The sequence below is a fragment of the Streptomyces sp. NPDC001002 genome, assembly GCF_053599215.1.
This window is the reverse complement of the sequence record NZ_JBSFLV010000022.1, coordinates 1-17,033: the sequence shown is the minus strand read 5'-3', so window position 1 is coordinate 17,033 and position 17,033 is coordinate 1. Positions and strand designations below refer to the sequence as shown.

The 17,033-nt window shown below is 68.2% G+C and carries 16 protein-coding genes and 1 pseudogene; 7 read left to right on the top strand and 10 right to left on the bottom strand.

Annotation, left to right across the window (positions count from 1 at the left end; genetic code table 11):
* Positions 1 to 14: 14 nt before the first annotated feature.
* Positions 15 to 785, bottom strand: coding sequence for an intradiol ring-cleavage dioxygenase (locus ACWDR3_RS12930; RefSeq protein WP_450352534.1), 771 nt, complete (start codon positions 783 to 785; stop codon positions 15 to 17).
* Between the two features lie 101 nt (positions 786 to 886).
* Here ACWDR3_RS12930 and ACWDR3_RS12925 point away from each other — a divergent pair, with 101 nt between their 5' ends.
* The gene (locus ACWDR3_RS12925; protein WP_450352533.1) at positions 887 to 1,039 is read left to right on the top strand and encodes a hypothetical protein; all 153 of its coding nucleotides are present in this window, start codon (positions 887 to 889) and stop codon (positions 1,037 to 1,039) included.
* A 1-nt stretch (position 1,040) separates the two neighbouring features.
* Here ACWDR3_RS12925 and ACWDR3_RS12920 read toward each other — a convergent pair whose 3' ends face one another.
* From ACWDR3_RS12920 to ACWDR3_RS12910, 3 genes are read right to left on the bottom strand one after another with little or no spacing between them, the layout of a single operon-like run.
* Positions 1,041 to 1,739, bottom strand: a complete 699-nt coding sequence (locus tag ACWDR3_RS12920; RefSeq protein ID WP_450352532.1) for a hypothetical protein — start codon at positions 1,737 to 1,739, stop codon at positions 1,041 to 1,043.
* Positions 1,740 to 1,765: 26 nt separating this feature from the next.
* Positions 1,766 to 2,176 carry a RidA family protein gene (locus ACWDR3_RS12915; protein ID WP_450352531.1) on the bottom strand — a complete coding sequence of 137 codons (411 nt, stop codon included), beginning with the start codon at positions 2,174 to 2,176 and terminating at the stop codon, positions 1,766 to 1,768.
* Between the two features lie 54 nt (positions 2,177 to 2,230).
* On the bottom strand, positions 2,231 to 2,551 hold the full coding sequence (locus ACWDR3_RS12910; protein ID WP_450352530.1) for a DUF6191 domain-containing protein: 321 nt from the start codon (positions 2,549 to 2,551) through the stop codon (positions 2,231 to 2,233).
* 166 nt (positions 2,552 to 2,717) lie between these two features.
* Here ACWDR3_RS12910 and ACWDR3_RS12905 point away from each other — a divergent pair, with 166 nt between their 5' ends.
* On the top strand, positions 2,718 to 5,876 hold the full coding sequence (locus tag ACWDR3_RS12905) for an NACHT domain-containing protein (protein WP_450352529.1): 3,159 nt from the start codon (positions 2,718 to 2,720) through the stop codon (positions 5,874 to 5,876).
* Here the strand turns inward: ACWDR3_RS12905 and ACWDR3_RS12900 are convergent.
* Positions 5,870 to 6,061, bottom strand: a complete 192-nt coding sequence (locus ACWDR3_RS12900; RefSeq protein WP_450352528.1) for a DUF397 domain-containing protein — start codon at positions 6,059 to 6,061, stop codon at positions 5,870 to 5,872. The two genes, ACWDR3_RS12905 and ACWDR3_RS12900, sit on opposite strands and share 7 nt — an antisense overlap.
* Complete coding sequence (locus tag ACWDR3_RS12895; protein WP_450352527.1) at positions 6,058 to 6,873, bottom strand: helix-turn-helix domain-containing protein; 816 nt, start codon at positions 6,871 to 6,873, stop codon at positions 6,058 to 6,060. Before ACWDR3_RS12895 ends, ACWDR3_RS12900 begins: the two co-directional genes overlap by 4 nt.
* A gap of 130 nt (positions 6,874 to 7,003) precedes the next feature.
* Between ACWDR3_RS12895 and ACWDR3_RS12890 the strand changes: the two genes are divergently transcribed.
* The 5 genes from ACWDR3_RS12890 (at position 7,004) to ACWDR3_RS12870 (ending at position 12,459) form a co-directional block, all read left to right on the top strand.
* Positions 7,004 to 7,471, top strand: a complete 468-nt coding sequence (locus ACWDR3_RS12890) for an ATP-binding protein (RefSeq protein WP_450352526.1) — start codon at positions 7,004 to 7,006, stop codon at positions 7,469 to 7,471.
* A gap of 104 nt (positions 7,472 to 7,575) precedes the next feature.
* Entirely contained in the window at positions 7,576 to 9,051 is a 1,476-nt protein-coding gene (locus tag ACWDR3_RS12885; RefSeq protein WP_450352525.1) for an amidase, read from the top strand.
* 84 nt (positions 9,052 to 9,135) lie between these two features.
* Entirely contained in the window at positions 9,136 to 10,506 is a 1,371-nt protein-coding gene (locus tag ACWDR3_RS12880) for a DUF3500 domain-containing protein (protein ID WP_450352523.1), read from the top strand.
* 110 nt (positions 10,507 to 10,616) lie between these two features.
* Positions 10,617 to 11,792 carry a 4-hydroxybenzoate 3-monooxygenase gene (locus ACWDR3_RS12875; protein WP_450352522.1) on the top strand — a complete coding sequence of 392 codons (1,176 nt, stop codon included), beginning with the start codon at positions 10,617 to 10,619 and terminating at the stop codon, positions 11,790 to 11,792.
* A 19-nt stretch (positions 11,793 to 11,811) separates the two neighbouring features.
* Complete coding sequence (locus tag ACWDR3_RS12870) at positions 11,812 to 12,459, top strand: hypothetical protein (RefSeq protein ID WP_450352521.1); 648 nt, start codon at positions 11,812 to 11,814, stop codon at positions 12,457 to 12,459.
* On the opposite strand, the gene ACWDR3_RS12865 is transcribed toward ACWDR3_RS12870, so the two are convergent.
* The 4 genes and pseudogenes from ACWDR3_RS12865 to ACWDR3_RS12850 all read right to left on the bottom strand — a co-directional run.
* The gene (locus tag ACWDR3_RS12865) at positions 12,456 to 14,069 is read right to left on the bottom strand and encodes an aminotransferase class I/II-fold pyridoxal phosphate-dependent enzyme (RefSeq protein ID WP_450352520.1); all 1,614 of its coding nucleotides are present in this window, start codon (positions 14,067 to 14,069) and stop codon (positions 12,456 to 12,458) included. The genes ACWDR3_RS12870 and ACWDR3_RS12865 overlap by 4 nt on opposite strands.
* 193 nt (positions 14,070 to 14,262) lie before the next feature.
* On the bottom strand, positions 14,263 to 15,414 hold the full coding sequence (locus ACWDR3_RS12860) for an aldose epimerase family protein (RefSeq protein WP_450352519.1): 1,152 nt from the start codon (positions 15,412 to 15,414) through the stop codon (positions 14,263 to 14,265).
* 62 nt (positions 15,415 to 15,476) lie between these two features.
* A complete protein-coding gene (mmsB, locus tag ACWDR3_RS12855; protein ID WP_450352518.1) occupies positions 15,477 to 16,724 on the bottom strand; it encodes a multiple monosaccharide ABC transporter permease in 1,248 nt (415 codons plus the stop codon).
* Positions 16,721 to 17,033 (bottom strand): annotated as a pseudogene (locus ACWDR3_RS12850) (ABC transporter ATP-binding protein); the annotation flags it as partial. The pseudogene ACWDR3_RS12850 and the gene mmsB, both read right to left, overlap by 4 nt.

Here is a 17,033-nt window from a genome sequence, read left to right as displayed (position 1 = left end):
TCTTCGGGAGTACGTCAGCTCCGCTCGACGCCGAGCGTCAGCGTGCCGGAGTAGCCGGCCGCGGTCGAACTGCCCAGCGCGGTCAGCGTCATGAGGCCGGACGCGGCGCCCCCGTCGTCGTAGATCGAGTCCTGGGCGAGGGTGGTGCGGGTGACCGTGTTGGTCGAGTACGGCGAGATCACGGCGACCTTGGTGGTGATCGACTCGTCGATGAAGAGCTGCCCGGTGTGCAGTTCGGTGCCGCCGGTGAACGAGCCGTCGGCGGTGAGCGTGACGCCGGTGTGCACCTTGACGTGGATGTGCACGCAGCGCCCGCGGTACCAGCCGGGGTAGATCGTGGTGATGCTCGCAAGCCCGGCGCTGTTGGTCAGCACACCGCCGCGCAGGAAGGTGCCGTCGTCGGGCTCGGTGTGGCCGTTGTTGCCGACGAAGCCGGAGTACTCGCCGAGGGCGTCGCAGTGCCAGATCTCCACGAGCGCGTTGGGAATGGTGGCGCAGGTGTCGTCGTCCACGACGGTGAGCGCGAGCTTGAGCGGGATCCCGGCCTTGCCTTCGCTGACGTCGGCACGGACGTACTGTCCGTCGAGGTAGTAGGGCCCTTCGGTCATCTCCTTGGTGAGGGTGCAGACCGCTGCGGCGGCAGCGGGGGTCGCGTCCGTGGGGGCTTCGGGTGCGGCTGCGCCGACGGCGCCTACGGCGAGCGTGGCCGCGGTGGCGCCGGTGGCGATCAGCACGGTTCGGCGGCCGACTGGGGTGGGGGTTGCTTCCGAAGTGTTGTCTGTCATGGACACGGCAGATTAGGGAGGGACTCTGTTGAAGGGCTGTGGGTTAGGCAAAGTGACTGAGCGTCAAGTTACTTGTCGGACACGTGGGTTGCTTCGCGGTCATGGGGGCCGCGGCGGCGGTCCTGCTCCTCGCCGCGGGCCGGTACGGACTTGGTGCGCTCGCCCTGGTGGCCTTCGTGAGCGTCGCGATCACGACGGGGCGGGATGTCGTGCGCCTCCGGGCGACGAGCGGGGCCGGTGCTCCCGACGCCTGAGTCAGCGGTGCGGTCGCGGTGCGAGAGCCGCGATGGTCGCGAAGTCCGGGTCGTCGAGACGGGAGTCGGTGACGCGGTCGCGTACATCGGTGAGGAGCCATGCCACCAGCTCCGCCGTGGCGTGGTACTCACCGTGGAACCCCAGGCTCAGGTCGGCGATCTCGTGCTCGAACAGCACGTCGTCCAGCAGATCCGCCAAGTGCGCGTCGGCGGCCGGAGTCCGGGTGGCGGTCCATACGTCCAGCCAGGGGCGCAGGCTGTCGGTGGCGACGGTGATGAGGCCGAGCGTGTCCCTGATGGACACCGGGCTGGGGTGGGTGTGCAAGGTGGCCTGCCACCATGCGGTCCAGACGTCGCGAAGAGCGTCGGCAAGGGGCGCGTCCCAGGTGCTCCAGCCCGCCTCGACCAGGCGGGTGGCGATCAGTTCCTCGGAGACGTGGAACCGACCGGCGACAAGCGGGCGGATGATGCGCGGGACGAGACGGCGGTAGAGACGCGGGAAGTCGTCCCAGTGGCTGGGCACTTCGCCGGCGGCCGCGGACACCAAGTCGTCGGGTATGAGGTGCAGCGGCTTGGAGAGCTCGGCGAGTCCTTCCTCGCCGTAGCAGTACGTGCAACCACCGATGGGGAACGGCTCTTCAGTGGCGAAAGCGCGGTCCAGTGCGTCGAGGGCTGTCATGAGCTGCTGATGATGCGGCATGGCGATCAACTCGAATCCGAGAGAGCTCAGTCGGGCAGTGCGACGGTGAGGTCCACCTCGACGAGCTGTCCGGTGAAGCCCAGTTGGGCGACGCCCAGGAGTGTGCTGGCCGTGGTGAACGCCGGGCCCAGGGGCGAGTTGGTGAGGCGGTGCCACGCGGCTCCGAGGGCGTCCCTCTCGTCGCTCCGTACGTAGATCACGGACCGCACAACGTGCTGCGGCTGGGCATTCACCGCTGCCAGGGCGATGAGCGCGTTCGCGACGACCTGGTCGACCTGGGATTCGAGAGAACCGGGACCGACGAGGTCACCGTTCCTGTCCAGCGGGCACTGTCCGGCCAGATGGGCTGTACGGCCTGCCTCGACCACGGTGATGTGGTGGTAGCCGGGCGTCTGATGCAACTGCTCAGGGTTGATGCGGGTGATCTTCTCGGTCATGTCCGCGAGTCTGACCGGCGGGGTGCCGGCACGCACCCCAATTTGCCCCTGGCGCTAGCGGGGTCCCTTCCGCAGGCGGACGATCGCCGTCCCGCCGTCGAGGTTCACGGTCGTACGGTTCGGCGGGGCGCCGTCCTCCTCGTCGTCCCGCATGACCAGCGACGACTGGCGTTCTTTCAGCTCGTTCTGCTTGCCCGGCGAGAAGCTGGCGTGGAGTTGCTTGAAGCCGGTCGCCGATATCTGGCCCTGGCGGGCGCTGTTGCGCCAAGGGAGCAGGCCGGCTCGGCCGGCGCGGAGGAGGAGTTGGTCGGCGAAGGCGACGACGGTGAGGAGTATGACCAGTCCGGGGAGGGTCATGAAGACGGCGAATCCCATGAGCCCCAGTATCGGGGGGACTTGGGGGGAATCGGTGGCGGCGGGTGGGCGGGATCTCTAGCTTTGGCCGCAGCGTGGCCGACGACGGGGGTGGGGGCGGGCTGTGAGTGGGGGGAAGGCTCTGGGGCGGGTTGTGGTGGTGCGGGGGAATGGGCAGGGGAGTGGGGTGCTGCTCGACGAGCGCAGTGTGCTCACCGCGTTGCACGTGGTGGCCGACGCCACGTACGTCGAAGTGATCCATCCCTCGTCCGGTAACCCGGTGACCTGCCTGGTCAGTTGGTCGAGCGTGGCACTCGATGTGGCAGTGCTGCGTACGCAGGAGGACGTGATCTCCGCCGACCTCGCCGCACCCATGGGCCGGCTGAGGCTCGGCAGGATCGCCACCGCCGCCCCGTTGCCGCACTGCCAGATCGTCGGATTCCCCGATATCCAGCGCTATGGGAAGTATCGCGAGGATCTCGACTACGACCAGTACCGGGTGAGCGTGCTGCCGCTGGCCGGACGGGTCAAGGGCGTCCTCACATGCGAACTTGAGAGTCCGGCTGCCGCCGAACGGCGTCAAGGCGACTCCCCGCTCGCAGGGCTGTCCGGCGCTCCGGTCTTCGCCGGCCCCGTGCTGCTCGGCGTGGTGATCCAGGTGCCCCAAGATCGTCAGCATCTCCGGATCGAAGGCGTGGCGATCTCAGACATCGTGGAACGGGGTGCTCTGCTCGCCCGCGATTCGTGGCTGGATGAGATCACCGAAGTCCACCCCCAGGACGAGCACTTCGAGGCCCGGTACGCGAAGGACCTGAGCGCCCAGTACCGCAGGACGGAGATCTTCGGCATCGAGGAACTCGGCCGGAGCGAATCCCGCTGGGACCTCGACACCGCGTATCTGAGCCTGCGGGCCGAGGGCCTCGCGCACTCGGACGGGACCGTGGGATCGACGCGGACTCGTATGACGCGGAGCGGCGCCCAGCGTATTGATTCACTGCTGACCGACCGACCCCGCGCACTACTGCGCGGCGAGGCGGGTGCCGGCAAGACCACCCTCGTCTGGTGGCTCGCAGCCCATGCCGCGAACAGCACCCTGAGCAGCGATCTGGCCCAGCTCAATGGTCTCGTTCCGTTCGTCGTCCCGCTGCGCGAGGTGCATGCGGGAGGCGGACGGTTCCCCTCGGTGTCGGAACTCCTGTCCGTAGGGCGGACGATCACGGACGGGCAGCCCGACGGCTGGGTCCATCGAGTGTTGGAGGCGCGCCGGGGCTTCCTGCTGGTCGACGGTCTGGACGAGGTCCCAGAAGCGGAGCGGGAGGAGGCCCGACGCTGGTTGGCGACGCTGCTCGACCGCTATCCCGGCACCCGGTGTCTGGCGACCGTGCGTCCGAACGCGGTCGACAAGCAGTGGCTCGACGCCGATGGCTTCGCCGAGTTGACCCTGCTGCCGATGAGCGACGACGACATCCGCGCCTTCGTACATGCCTGGCACAACGCCGCCCGCCTGGAGTGCGCCAGCTTCTACGACGGCCGGCGCGCCGGAGAGGAGCGTGAACTCCTCTCCTCCCTGGAGCAGGACCTGGTGCATCAGTTGGAGCGCAACGCGGCCCTGAGCGACCTCGCCCGCACTCCGCTGCTGTGCGCCGTGATCTGCGCCCTGCACCGGCGCCGCCGAGGTCTACTGCCCACCACTCGCTGGCAGTTGTACCGGGCCGCCCTCGCCATGCTGCTGGGCGGGCGGGATGCCGGGCGGGGTGTGCTGCACGCCGATCAGGTCAAGCTTGATTCGGAAGAGCAGCACACACTGCTCCAACGGCTGGCGATCTGGCTGGTACGCACCGGACTGCAGCAGATGACGCATGATCAAGCAGTACAGCAACTGGGCTTCGCCATAGGTGACATGCCGTCCGTGAAGGAACAGGGCTCTCCCGAGCGGATGCTGCGCTTCCTGCTTGACCGCAGCGGACTGCTCCAGGAACGGGCCGACGACACAGTCCAGTTCATCCACCGGACCTTTCAGGACTTCCTGGCAGCGAAGGAGTTCCACGAGAGCGGCTATCTCCCGGAGCTGATGGAGCATGCGGGCACCGAAGCCTGGCAGGACGTGATCGTGCTGGCCGTCGGACACGCGGCACGTCCGGAGGTGAGCCATCTCATCGAGACCCTCCTGGGCTGCGGGGATTCCACCGAGCAGCGGAGCAGCCGCTTCTACTACCACGTACTGGCGGCGCGATGCGCTACCAACGCCCAGTTGTTGAATCAGCTCGTGATGAATTCGGTGAAGGCGCGGATAAGCGCTCTCATGCCGCCACGGGACTCCGAGGAGATCGATCAACTCGCGGGCTTGGGTGATTGGATCGTCGGCGTACTGCCCGACGCAGAGGAACTGAGCGACCGCGTGGCCCTGAACACGGTGCGACTCCTGACCCGGGTGCGCAGTGCGAAGTCCCGGCAGAAACTGAGGCAGTGCGCGTTCCATCCGGACCCCGACATCCGTGCCGAGGTGGCGTGGGGCTGGGACCAGCACCCGTTGGAGGAATACGTCAGTGAGGTGTTGGAGGGGGCGTCCGTCCCCGAGCTGCTCGTCGAGAGGCACGAGCAGCTCATCCGGCTACGGCGACTTGCGGCAGTCACCAGACTCACGGTGCGGGGCTCGTACGACCCGTTGGAACTGGACGCGAACCTTCCCGTGCAGCAGCTCGAATCCCTCGCGATCTGGGGGAACGATCTCGTCACAGGCCTCGACTTCCTGCTGATCCGAGAGGACCTGAAAAGCATCGAACTGCGGGACTGCCGTTCCTTGCAGGATCTCTCCGTTCTGGGCAGCCTCGACCTGACGGCGCTCCGGGTGACCGGAGGTGGTGGGCAAGCCCTCAGACCGCTTCCGGGCGTACACCACCTGGAGGTGGGGATCGAAGCCATCAAACGGATCGACGCCTTGAAGGCATGGACCGAATTGCGGTCGCTGACGGTCGAGGGACACAGCCATTCGCCGGCCTGGCACCTCCGCGCCGCGCTCAGCGCGCCCCGGCTCACCCGGATCGCGCTGGCGATCGATTCCCTCCAAGAACTGGCGCGGCTGGAGCCGATACCACGCATCGAACGCCTGATGATCACGGGTCTCGAGGACCCCACCGATGTCAAGCAGTTGAGCCGTGTCTTCCCCAACCTGCGACGACTGGCGATAGGGCTGGTGGGAGTGGACACGATCGACCTGCGGCCACTGCTCGACATGCCCGACCTGAGATTGGACCTCTGGCTCTCGGGGTCGAAAGAGCTCATCGTCCCGGGCATAGAAGCGTTCGGCGACCGACTGCGCCTCCATACAGGCCCCTTGGCCTACTGAGCACTCCCACACGCATGAGCCAGGAAGTCGGCCCACGGGCCGGGCGAGACGGCGAGTTGAGGCCCCTGCCGGTCCTTGGAGTCACGGAGGTGAATGGTGCGCGGGCCTGCGGCAACCTCGACGCAGTCCCCGTCGCCACCGCTGCTGTAGCTCGACTTGAACCACGTCAGTCCGCTGGTGCTCATAACGCTCCTCGCATCCGTTCCAACAGACTCTTCGAGTCATCGAAGGTGAGAGCCTGTGAACGCATCCTGGCATAACGCCTTTGGAGGACGCTGATCTCTTTCGGTTCCGAGACGAGAAGGCCGCCTCGTTGCCCCTCGCAGTAGACGAACCACGAGTTCTCCGAGGTCTCCAGCAACTGCATGGGGCCGTCGAGCCCAGCATGCGTCTCCCGTACCTGCGGCATGATCTGGATCTCCACGTTCCGCAACTCCGCGATCTCCAGCACATGGTCGATCAGCTCACGCGTGACCTCGACCCCACCCGTGCGCCGCAGGAACAACCCCTCCTCCAGGATGAAGCCGAACGCCGTGTTCGGCCGTTCCCGCAGCAACTGCTGTCGCGCCGCCCGAGCCACCCACTGCGCCTCGATCTGCTCGTCATCCAACGGCGGGAGTTGGTTCGCGAACAACGTCCGCGCATACGCCTCCGTCTGCAACAGCCCCGGAATCAACCGGCATTCATACGTGTACAGCGTGATCGCATCGGCCTCCAACCGCGCCCACCGCCGAAACCAAGCCGCCAGCCCCGGCTGACGAGCCAGCGTCGGAAACGCCCGACGCAACGCACCCGCGTTGCCCAGCACCTCCTCCGCCCGCTCCATCAGCGCCCGATCCGGCATGCGCCGCCCCAACTCGATCGACGCCACCGTATGTTTGGAATACCCCACCAGCCCGCCGAACTCCTCCCGCCCAAACCCCGCATGCTCGCGCAGCGCCTGCAGCACCGCCCCGAACGTCCGCAAGCTGTCCGACGCCTCCGGCTCATCGACCACAGTCGGTCACCTCCCGCACTCATGGTCACGTTCCGTCACTCGTACTGTCCAGTCCGTAACCACGTACGGTCCGACGCTGTACGCGGTGCTCACCTGGATAACGGCCTTCCGCGCCCGCCAGATTGGGCGCATGACAGCGCCCTCCACCCCCCAACCGCCGGTCACCGTACGTGCGTTCGCGCAGCGACTGAGCGCAACCCCGCGCGCCGCCCGACTCGCCCGGCACCTCGCCGTGGCCCAGCTCCACACCTGGGGCATCCCGCCGGACAGCGACGCCTCCGACGCGGTCGCCCTCGTCGTCGCCGAGCTGGCCGCGAACGCGGTGACCCATGGCCGGGTGCCGGGGCGGGACTTCGAGCTGCGGCTGTCCCTCGTCACGGGCAGCGTCCGGGTCGAGGTGACGGACACGCTCGCCGAGAAGCGTCCGCCCGCACCCGGCGAGGTGGCCGGACCCCTCGACCCCCTCGCCGAATCCGGTCGCGGACTGCTCCTCGTGGACGCGGTCGCGGACCGGTGGGAGGTGCTGGAGCGGGAGCCGCCGGGCAAGACGGTCCGCGCCGAGATCGACCTGCCGGGCTGGGCGGTGCTGTGGCGGTGACCGCGCTGCCCGGCAGAGCGGGACACCAATCCCGCCGGGACTTCAATTCCGTTGCGTCAAAAGGTATTTCGTGGCTCCGTCCGGCCGCCGTTACGGTCGGAATCATGGACTGGAGCTATCACTCGGCCGAAGAACTCACCACCGCCCTGCGTGCCCGCGAGGTGACCTCGGTGGAACTGACCGACGAGGCCATCGCCCGGATCGAGCGGGACGACGAGGCGATCAACGCGATCTGCGTACCGGACTTCGACCGGGCCCGGGCCGCCGCGCGTGATGCCGATCAGGCGCGCGCCCGAGGTGAGGACCGGCCGCTGCTCGGCATCCCGGTGACGGTCAAGGAGTCCTACAACATCGCCGGGCTGCCCACGACTTGGGGCATGCCGCAGCACCGGGACTTCAGGCCCACCGAGGACGCGGTGCAGGTGTCCCGTCTCAAGGAAGCCGGCGCCGTGGTGCTCGGCAAGACCAACGTGCCCCTCGGACTCCAGGACGTGCAGAGCTACAACGAGGTCTACGGCACCACCAACAACCCCTGGGACCACGGTCGTACGCCCGGTGGTTCCTCCGGCGGATCCTCCGCGGCGCTCGCGGCCGGCTTCGGTGCGCTGTCCATCGGCTCCGACATCGGCGGTTCGCTGCGCACCCCCGCACACTTCTGCGGGGTCTACGCCCACAAGCCGACGATCGAACTCGTGCCGTCCCGCGGCTCGGTCCCGCCCGCCGTGCCCGCCTGGCCGGTCGCCTCCGACCTCGCCGTCGTCGGTCCGATGGCTCGTACCGCCCGCGACCTCTCGCTCCTGCTCGACGTCATGGCCGGACCGGACCCGCTGACGCACGGTGTGGCGTACGAGCTGACGCTGCCGCCCGCGCGCCACGAACGGCTCGACGACTTCCGGGTCCTGGTCCTCGACGAGCACCCGTTCATTCCGACCGGGACCGCCGTGCGGGCGGGCGTACAACGCGTGGCCGATGCCCTGGCCGACGGCGGCGCGCGGGTCGAACGGCACAGTCCGTTGCTGCCAAGCCTCTCCGAATCGGCGCTGATCTACACACAGTTGTGGTTCGCGGGAGTCGGCGCACGCTTCCCCGTCGAGATCTACGAGCAACTGCGCGGCCTCGCCGCCGGGTTGAGCGCGGATGATCAGGGTCTGGACGCGGCGCGGTTGCGGGGGCTGGTGTCGAGTCACCGCGACTGGGCCGACGCGAACAACCGTCGCGAGCTCCACCGCCAGGGCTGGCGCCGGTTCTTCGCCGAGTTCGACGCCGTGGTGTGTCCGATCACGCCCACTCCGGCGTTCGCGCACGACCACGAACCGGATTCGATGAAACGCCGGCTCGACATCGACGGCGTCGGGTACCCGTACCTCGACCAGCTCGTCTGGGCCGGTCTGGCCACCATGCCCGGCCTGCCCGCCACCGCCGTACCGACGGGCCTGTCCGCCGAGGGTCTGCCGGTGGGGGTGCAGCTCATCGGCCCGATGTACGAGGACCGCACCCCGCTGCGACTGGCCGAACTGCTGGAGCGGGAGCTCGGCGGCTTCCAGGTACCGAAGCGGGAGGAAGACAAGGGCGGCAGCTGAACCCGGCGTCGCAGACCCCGCCCCCACCCGCGTTCACAGGCTTCGCCCAGGGACGCTTCAGGTTGGGCCGGGACGCTGACGCCCATGCATGGACACCGACCCCACACCCCCGCATCCGAGCGCAGCCGCCGCTGGTTCATGAACAAGGCGCTGCTCGCCGGCGGTGTCGCCGCCGTGGCGACCATGACCGGCTGCTCCAACGACTCGTCGGACACGGCGAGTTCGTCCTCGGCCGCACCCTCCGGCGGCGCCCCCAGCGGTATGCCCTCGGGCGGGCCCGGAGCCGGAGGGGGTGGTGGGGGTGGCATGGGCCCCGGCGTCTCCCAGGTGAAGTACAAGGACCTCAAGGGCGTCACCACCGACGGCACGGTCGTCGACGACCTGTTCACCGTCCACTCGACCGGCGTCTCCACCGACGGACTGGTCAAGGCAGCGCAGGCGTTCCTCGACGGGCTCTCCGCGAAGGAGCGCAAGTCCTGCACCTTCGACATCGACGCCGACGAATGGACGGCCTGGAGCAACGTCGACGGCTACGACCGCAAGGGCGTCCGCATGGGCGACCTCACCGACAAGAAGCGCGATCTCGGTTACGCGCTGCTCGGCGTCGCCCTCTCCGCCGACGGCCTCACCCAGACCCGCAACATCATGAAGCTCAACCAGTTCCTCGGCGACTCCAACGGCGGCAACCAGAAGACCCTGACCGAGGGCCACTACTTCTTCACCTTCATGGGCACCCCGTCGACCACCAAGCCCTGGGGCTTCCAGTACGAGGGCCACCACGTCGCCATCAACTACTTCGTGCTCGGCGACCAGGTCGTGATGACCCCGACCTTCATGGGCTCCGAGCCGACCACGGCCACGTACAAGGGCGAGAAGATCAGCCTGTTCCGGCCGGAGACGACGGCCGGTCTGGCGATGATCCGTTCCCTCACCAAGGCACAGCTCGCCAAGGCCGTCTCCTCGCAGGCCAACGGCAACGAGGACATGAAGGCCGGCGCGGGCTCGGACAACCTCAAGCTCGCTTACGCGGGCCTGCGCGGCTCCGAACTCACCGCCGCCCAGCGGGAGAAGCTCCTGGCCGTGGCCGGCGTCTACATCGGCTACATCAACGAGGGACACGCCGAGGTCAAGATGACCGAGGTCGAGAAGCACCTCGACGACACGTACTTCTACTGGATGGGCGAGACGAAGGACGACTCCGCCTTCTACTACCGCATCCACAGCCCCGTAGTGCTCATCGAGTACGACGCCCAGGCCCCGCTCTTCTACCGAGAGGCATCCTCGGCGAGCCCGAGCGCCAGTGCCAGCTCCAACGCCGGCGGTCCCCCTGGTGGCGGTATGGGCATGGGCGGCGGCACCCCCTCCCAGGAGCACATCCACACCATCATCCGCACCCCCAATGGGGGCGACTACGGCGTGGACCTGCTGAAGCTGCATCTGGAGAACGACCACTGACATATGCCAAGTTGGTCCCTTATGGGCTAAGAAGCCGTCTTCGATTGCTCATCTCCCTGATCTGGCTGATATGAAACCCCTTGGCCGAAAAAGCAAGATCAGGGGTGGATGTGGCGAAACGATTCGACTCCGGAGCGCGGACCGGGGTGGTGATCGTCGGGGCGGGCCCGGCGGGGCTGGTCCTGGGGAACCTGCTCCTGGCTCAGGACATCGACTGCGTGATCCTGGAACGGCGGGACCGCGAGGCGGTGGAGGGGCGGGCCAGGGCGGGTTTCCTGGCCGCCCACTCCGTACGCGTACTGACCGAACACGGTCTGGCCGACGGCCTGTTGGCCCGAGGCCGACCGCACGGGACCTGCCTCTTCCGCAGTGAACGGGGCGAATTCACCCTGGACTACGAGAAGTTGGGGCAGGGCGAGGTCCACACCGTCTACCCCCAGCAGGAGTTGGTCCGGGACCTGCTGGCCGAGTACCTGCGACGCGGCGGCGAGATCCGCTTCGGCGCCGAGGTCGAGGAGATCGCCGAGGGCCGGGTACGGGTCCGGGGAGCCGCGGACGTGACCGGACACTTCGTCGCCGGCTGTGACGGCCACCGGGGTGTCGGACGCCAGGCCCTCACCGCCCACGGCATCGGCACGGCCCGCTGGGACCACGGCGTGACCTGGCTGGCGGTATTGGTGGCAGCCCCGCCCAGCCTCGCCGCCGTCGGATACGCCCTGCACGACCGCGGATTCGCCGGCCACATGGCCCGCACGGAGACGGTCACCCGCTACTACCTCCAGTGCCCGCGAGGCACCGACCCGGCGGCCTGGGACGAGGACCGTATCTGGACCGAACTGGCGCAGCGCCTCCGCACGGACGAGTTCGGCCCTTTGAAGCGCGGGCCGGTCCTGGAGAAGACGGTCGTGGACCTGCGCTCGGACGTCCTGGACTCCCCGGGCACCGGCCGCCTCTGGCTGGCGGGCGACGCCGCCGGTCTCATCAGCCCTTCCGCGGCGAAGGGCGCCAACCTCGCCGTACTCCAGGCGGAACGCCTGGCCGAAGCACTCGCAGAAGCCCTCACGCAATGCGACGAGACGGACCTGGCTCGCTACGCGTCCTACTGCCTGCCCCGAGTCTGGCGGGCCCACGAGTTCTCGCACTGGATGAGCGGCCTCCTGCACGGCCCGTCCACCGGCGCCCCCGAGGCCCGCTACGGCCGCGCCCTCCAGTACGCCCGCCTGGACAGCCTGCGCACGTCCCGCGCCCACCAAGATTTTTTCGCCGAGAACTACACCGGCATCTGACCCGAGGAACTCCCCACACATGAACCTCACCGAGGCCGACGTACTGCGCATCAAACGCGCCGCCGCCTACGTCGAGACCCACACCACGGACCAGGTCCTGGCGGAACTGTTCCCCGACCTGGTGGAGGCTGAACGGGCTTACGCCTGCCGCCACTTGAGCTACGACCACACCGCGGTCCTGGTCTTCCCCGACGTCCTCGACGGCCTACGCGAAGAACTCGGCAACCTGGGCTTCGAAGCGGGCTCCGTCTCGCCGAGCGTGGTGGTCCGAGGAAGGCTGGCGAGACGGTACGGCACCGTCGTAGGAGATAGTCCGGTCGCCATCGTGCACGCGGCGGTGGCGGGCCGAAGCGTGGAGATCTTCGCCCTGCCGGTGGCGCCGGACTCCGTCCTGGAGGCGGTGGCAGCCGACGAACGCGAGACGGAACACGAGTCCCACCACGCGTTCGCGGCGACGACGGTACCGGCCGAGGTGCGGAACCTGCTCCAGGAGCATGGCGCGGTACCGGACGGCGGGGGCCACAACGCCCACGAGCGCGTAACCGTCCAGTACTTCCGCACCAAAGCCGACAGCCGCTTCGAACTACGCCTCAGCGACAGCCAACCAAGGGGCGCGGGGAACTGCGCGACCAGCCACACTCCACCCGCACCCGGCAACGAGCCCTAGCCCGTCTGCCCCATCCCCGCCGCATTGGGCCAACTCTGCGCATTGGGCCACCCCGTGGCGGGGGCGGGCGCCAGCCCGGGACCGGTCGCGCCACGGACCTGCGCGGCGGTCAGCCCACCACGAGCCGGCACACCAGGAGGCGTAGGCGAAGGCACCTGCATCTGCGGCTGCGACGGCGTACTCATCGCCGGCGCGTACTGAGGCTGCTGCTGCGGAACCTGCGGTTGAAGAACCTGCGGCTGAGGCTGCTGCATCGGCATCTGCGCCACCGCGGGCATGGGCATTTGCGCCACCGCAGGCATCGGCATCGGCATGCCGACCCCACCCGTCTGCGCGGCCGCAGGCATAGGCATCTGCATGGGCATCCCGCCCCCGATGGCCTGCGCGACGAGCGGAATACCCGCCCCGTTCGTCTCGCTGACCAGCCGGTCCACGGCCGCCGTACCCGAGCTGTAGTTGGTCCCGGTACCCAGCTCGGGCACGGCGGCTCCCCTCCTGGTCCCGTAGAGCACCTGTTCCAGGCCGGACACCAGGCGACGCACGTCCACCTGGGGGCGCACCACGAGCCTCAGGAAGCGGCTGGACGAGCCGATCTTGTTGCCGCACTCGCGGACCAGGATCCGGTGCTCGGTGAGCATCCGGTCCCGGACCACCGTGCCTTCGGCGCCCACGGGCAGGCGTACGAAGAGGAAGTTGCCCTGCGAGGGGTAGACCGTCAGACCGGGGAGCGCCGAGAGCTGGCTCGACATGTCCAGACGGTCCCGATACACCTGGTGCAGGCTCTGCGCGTACTCGGCGCCGTGCTCCTTGAGCATGAACACCACGTACTCGGCGAAGGCGTTGAGGTTCCACTTCGGCAGCATCGAGCGGACCCGGCCGGCCAGCGAGGGGTTCGCGACCATGTAGCCGAACCGTATGCCGTGCAGGCCGAAGTTCTTGCCGAGGCTGCGCAGCACGACGACGTTGGGGCGCAGCATCGCCTCCTGGACGACGCTGGGTTCGGCCTCGGCATCCGCGAACTCAAGGAACGACTCGTCGATGACGATCAGATCGAGGTCGGCCATGGCGTCCATGAACTGCACCAGCGACTGCTTGTGGATATAGCCGCCGTCGGGGTTGTTCGGGTTGCAGATGACGGCGACCCGGGTGCCGCGGGCGCGGATGAACTCGGCGTACTGGCCGAGGTCCAGGGCGAAGCCGCTGGACTCCTGGAGCGGGAACATGTCGACCCGCTTGCCGGTCTCCATCGGCTGGTCGGTCCAGCGGCCGAAGGTGGGGACGGGGATGGCGAGGGACTCGCGCACCAGCAAGTGGTCGATCCAGGTGATGAGTTCGGTGGAACCGTTGCCCATCGCGACCGCCTGCGGCGGGAGTTGGAGCAGGTTGCACAGCTCGGCCGTGATCGTGTCCGCGCTGCTCGGGTAGTACGTGATGATGTCGCGCAGTCTCGCCGACATCGTGTCGAACATGGCCGGGGTGGGGAAGTACGGGTTGCACGGAATGCAGAAGTCCACCGGGCCGGCTCCGTCGCCGCCCTCCCGCGTCAGCGCCGCCATCGACGGGCTGTGCGCCGCCGTGCTGCGGAACAACGAGGTGACGTTGTCGGCCATGGAACCTCCGTATGGGGCGGACCCGTCGGGGACGGCCGGGTCCGTCGTCTTGGGTGGCCCGCGCGGGGGAGCACGGGCCGCCCTTACATACGGAGTCTGGGGTGGCGTTGTTCAACGCGTGTGAAAGTGGTGTGAGTGTGGGAACCACGAGGCCGCCGGACGCATCCGGCGGCCTGTGACACGGTTCACCAAGTCACGCGCTGAACGTGTGCACCGTCCTCGTCCGGTACGTCTGCCCAGGTCGCAGCGTGGTCGTCGGGAACGACGGCTGGTTGGGCGAGTCCGGGAAGTGCTGCGTCTCCAGGCACAGCGCGTCGCCCTGCCGGTAGACGCTGCCGCCGGTGCCGGTGAGGGTCCCGTCGAGGAAGTTGCCCGAGTAGAACTGCAGCCCCGGCTGGTCGGTGGCGATCTTCAAAGTGCGGCCCGAGCGCGGCTCGCGCAGGGTGGCGACATGCTCCGGTTTGGCCGTGATGCCCTTGTCGAGCACCCAGTTGTGGTCGAAACCCTTGGCCTGAACCTGCTGGACGTGCCCGTCCCGGATGTCACGGCCGATCGTCTTCGTCTTGCGGAAGTCGAAGGGGGTGCCGGAGACCTTCGCCAGTTCACCGGTCGGGATCAGACCCGTGTCGGTGGGCGTGTAGCGGGCGGCGGCGATCTGGAGCTCGTGGTCCTCGATCGTGCCGCTGCCCTCGCCGGCCAGGTTCCAGTAGACGTGACTGGTCAGGTTGACGACGGTGGCCTTGTCGGTGGTGGCCTCGTAGTCGATGGTCCAGTCGCCGTGCTTGTTGAGCGTGTACGTGACCTTCACCTTGAGCGTGCCGGGGTAGCCCATCTCCCCGTCGACGCTGGTGTAGTAGAGGTGCAGGCCGACGTCGGAGCCCTTGGTGAACGGCTCGACGTCCCACACGTGCTTGTCGAAGCCCTGGGTGCCGCCGTGCAGGCTGTTCACGCCGTCGTTGACGGAGAGCTGGTAGCTCTTGCCGTCCAGCGTGAACTGGCCCTTGCCGATGCGGTTTCCGTACCGCCCGATCAGCGCGCCGAAGTACGGGGTCTTGGCGACGTAGTCCTCGATGTTGTCGAAGCCGAGGGAGACGTTCGCCGAGTGGCCGTGCCTGTCGGGGATCTCCAGGGACTGCACGACGCCGCCCCAGGACAGGACCTTCAGCTTGGTGCCGCCGTTGGCCAGCGACCAGATCCAGACCTTCGTGCCGTCGGCGAGCTTGCCGAAGAGCTTCTTCGAGGGCGTCTTGCCGCCGGAGGCCTCGGCGGTACCCGTACCGAGGGTGGTCGCGGCGAGTCCCGCCGCCGCCGCACCCGCGATGACCGTGCGTCTGTTCAGTTCCATCTCGCGGCTCCTGTAAAGGATTTGGGCCCCGTGGATCTCTCCGGCGGGGCCCGTAGCTTGACTTACGAACCGGACTTGCGCTTGTTCCACACATCGAAGCCGACCGCGGCCAGCAGGGCGAGCCCCTTGATGACCTGTTGCCAGTCGGTGCCGACGCTGAGGAGGTTCATGCCGTTGTTCAGCACACCGAGGACGAGACCACCGATGATCGCGCCGAGGACGGTACCCACACCGCCGCTCATCGACGCGCCACCGATGAACGCCGAGGCGATGGCCTCGAGTTCGAAGTTCAGGCCCGCCTTCGGTGAGGCCGCGTTCAGCCGGGCGGCGACCACCAGACCCGCCAGGGCCGCGAGCACGCCCATGTTCAGGAAGACCAGGAAGGTGACCTTCTTGTCCTTCACCCCGGACAGCTTCGCCGCCGGCAGGTTGCCGCCGATGGCGTAGATGTGCCGCCCGAAGACCGCGTTGCGCATGACATAGCCGTAGCCGACCACCAGCACACCGAGCACGATCAGGATGATCGGCGCACCCTGATAGCTGGCCAGCAGCATGGTGACCGCGAGGATCGCGGCGGCGATCGCGACGAGCTTGAGCAGGAAGGCGTTGCGCGGCAGCACTTCGAGGGAGAACTCCTGCTGGCGGCCCCGGTCGCGGACCTCCTGGAAGATCACGAAGGCCAGCAGCACGAAGCCCAACAGCAGGGTGAGATTGTGGTAGTTGGTGTCCGGGCCGACCTCCGGCAGGAAGCCGTTGCCGAGCTTCTGCAGCCCGTCCGGGAACGGGCCGAGGGTCTGGCCCTGAAGGAAGATCTCCGTCAGACCGCGGAAGAGCAGCATGCCGGCGAGGGTGACGATGAACGACGGTATGCCGAGATACGCGATCAGGAAGCCCTGCACCGAGCCGGCCAGCGCGCCCACCACCAGGCACAGCACCAGCGCGACCGGCCAGGCCACCCCGTGCTGCACCGTGAGCACGGCCGCGAACGCGCCCACGAACGCGGTCAACGAGCCGACCGACAGGTCGATATGGCCCGCGATGATCACCAGCATCATGCCGATCGCGAGGATCAGGATGTAGCTGTTCTGCAGCACCAGGTTGGAGACGTTGCGCGGCAGCAGCAGGTCGCCGCCGGTCCACACCTGGAACAGCACCACGATCAGGCCGAGCGCGATCAGCATGCCGTACTGGCGCATGTTGCGGCGCAGACCGCCCAGCATCAGCTGCAACAGGCCGCCGCCGGAGGCGGACCCGCCGCCCTTGCCGGGCGGCGCGGCGGCCGGGACCTTGTCCGTCACATCGGTGCTCATCGGGATACCTCTTTGTCCTTCGTCATCTGGCGCATCAGCACTTCCTGCGTGGCCTCGGCCCGCGGGACCTCGCCGGTCAGCCGCCCGGCGGCCATGGTGTAGATGCGGTCGCACATGCCGAGCAGCTCGGGCAGCTCGGAGGAGATGAAGACGACCGCCTTGCCCTCGGCGGCGAGCTGGTCGATGACCGTGTAGATCTCGTACTTGGCGCCCACGTCGATCCCGCGGGTCGGCTCGCCGGTGGCGTACGAGGTGGAGTGCGCCGTCGACGACGAGGCGCGGCCCGCTGTGACCACTGCGGTGGGCAGG

What these genes read in the sequence shown, in the direction of transcription:
- ACWDR3_RS12930 (WP_450352534.1), bottom strand. Translation starts at nt 785, where the DNA reads ATGACAGACAACACTTCGGAAGCAACCCCCACCCCAGTCGGCCGCCGA.
- ACWDR3_RS12925 (WP_450352533.1), top strand. Translation starts at nt 887, where the DNA reads ATGGGGGCCGCGGCGGCGGTCCTGCTCCTCGCCGCGGGCCGGTACGGA.
- ACWDR3_RS12920 (WP_450352532.1), bottom strand. Translation starts at nt 1,739, where the DNA reads ATGCCGCATCATCAGCAGCTCATGACAGCCCTCGACGCACTGGACCGC.
- ACWDR3_RS12915 (WP_450352531.1), bottom strand. Translation starts at nt 2,176, where the DNA reads ATGACCGAGAAGATCACCCGCATCAACCCTGAGCAGTTGCATCAGACG.
- ACWDR3_RS12910 (WP_450352530.1), bottom strand. Translation starts at nt 2,551, where the DNA reads ATGGGATTCGCCGTCTTCATGACCCTCCCCGGACTGGTCATACTCCTC.
- ACWDR3_RS12900 (WP_450352528.1), bottom strand. Translation starts at nt 6,061, where the DNA reads ATGAGCACCAGCGGACTGACGTGGTTCAAGTCGAGCTACAGCAGCGGT.
- ACWDR3_RS12890 (WP_450352526.1), top strand. Translation starts at nt 7,004, where the DNA reads ATGACAGCGCCCTCCACCCCCCAACCGCCGGTCACCGTACGTGCGTTC.
- ACWDR3_RS12885 (WP_450352525.1), top strand. Translation starts at nt 7,576, where the DNA reads ATGGACTGGAGCTATCACTCGGCCGAAGAACTCACCACCGCCCTGCGT.
- ACWDR3_RS12880 (WP_450352523.1), top strand. Translation starts at nt 9,136, where the DNA reads ATGCATGGACACCGACCCCACACCCCCGCATCCGAGCGCAGCCGCCGC.
- ACWDR3_RS12870 (WP_450352521.1), top strand. Translation starts at nt 11,812, where the DNA reads ATGAACCTCACCGAGGCCGACGTACTGCGCATCAAACGCGCCGCCGCC.
- ACWDR3_RS12865 (WP_450352520.1), bottom strand. Translation starts at nt 14,069, where the DNA reads ATGGCCGACAACGTCACCTCGTTGTTCCGCAGCACGGCGGCGCACAGC.
- ACWDR3_RS12860 (WP_450352519.1), bottom strand. Translation starts at nt 15,414, where the DNA reads ATGGAACTGAACAGACGCACGGTCATCGCGGGTGCGGCGGCGGCGGGA.
- mmsB (WP_450352518.1), bottom strand. Translation starts at nt 16,724, where the DNA reads ATGAGCACCGATGTGACGGACAAGGTCCCGGCCGCCGCGCCGCCCGGC.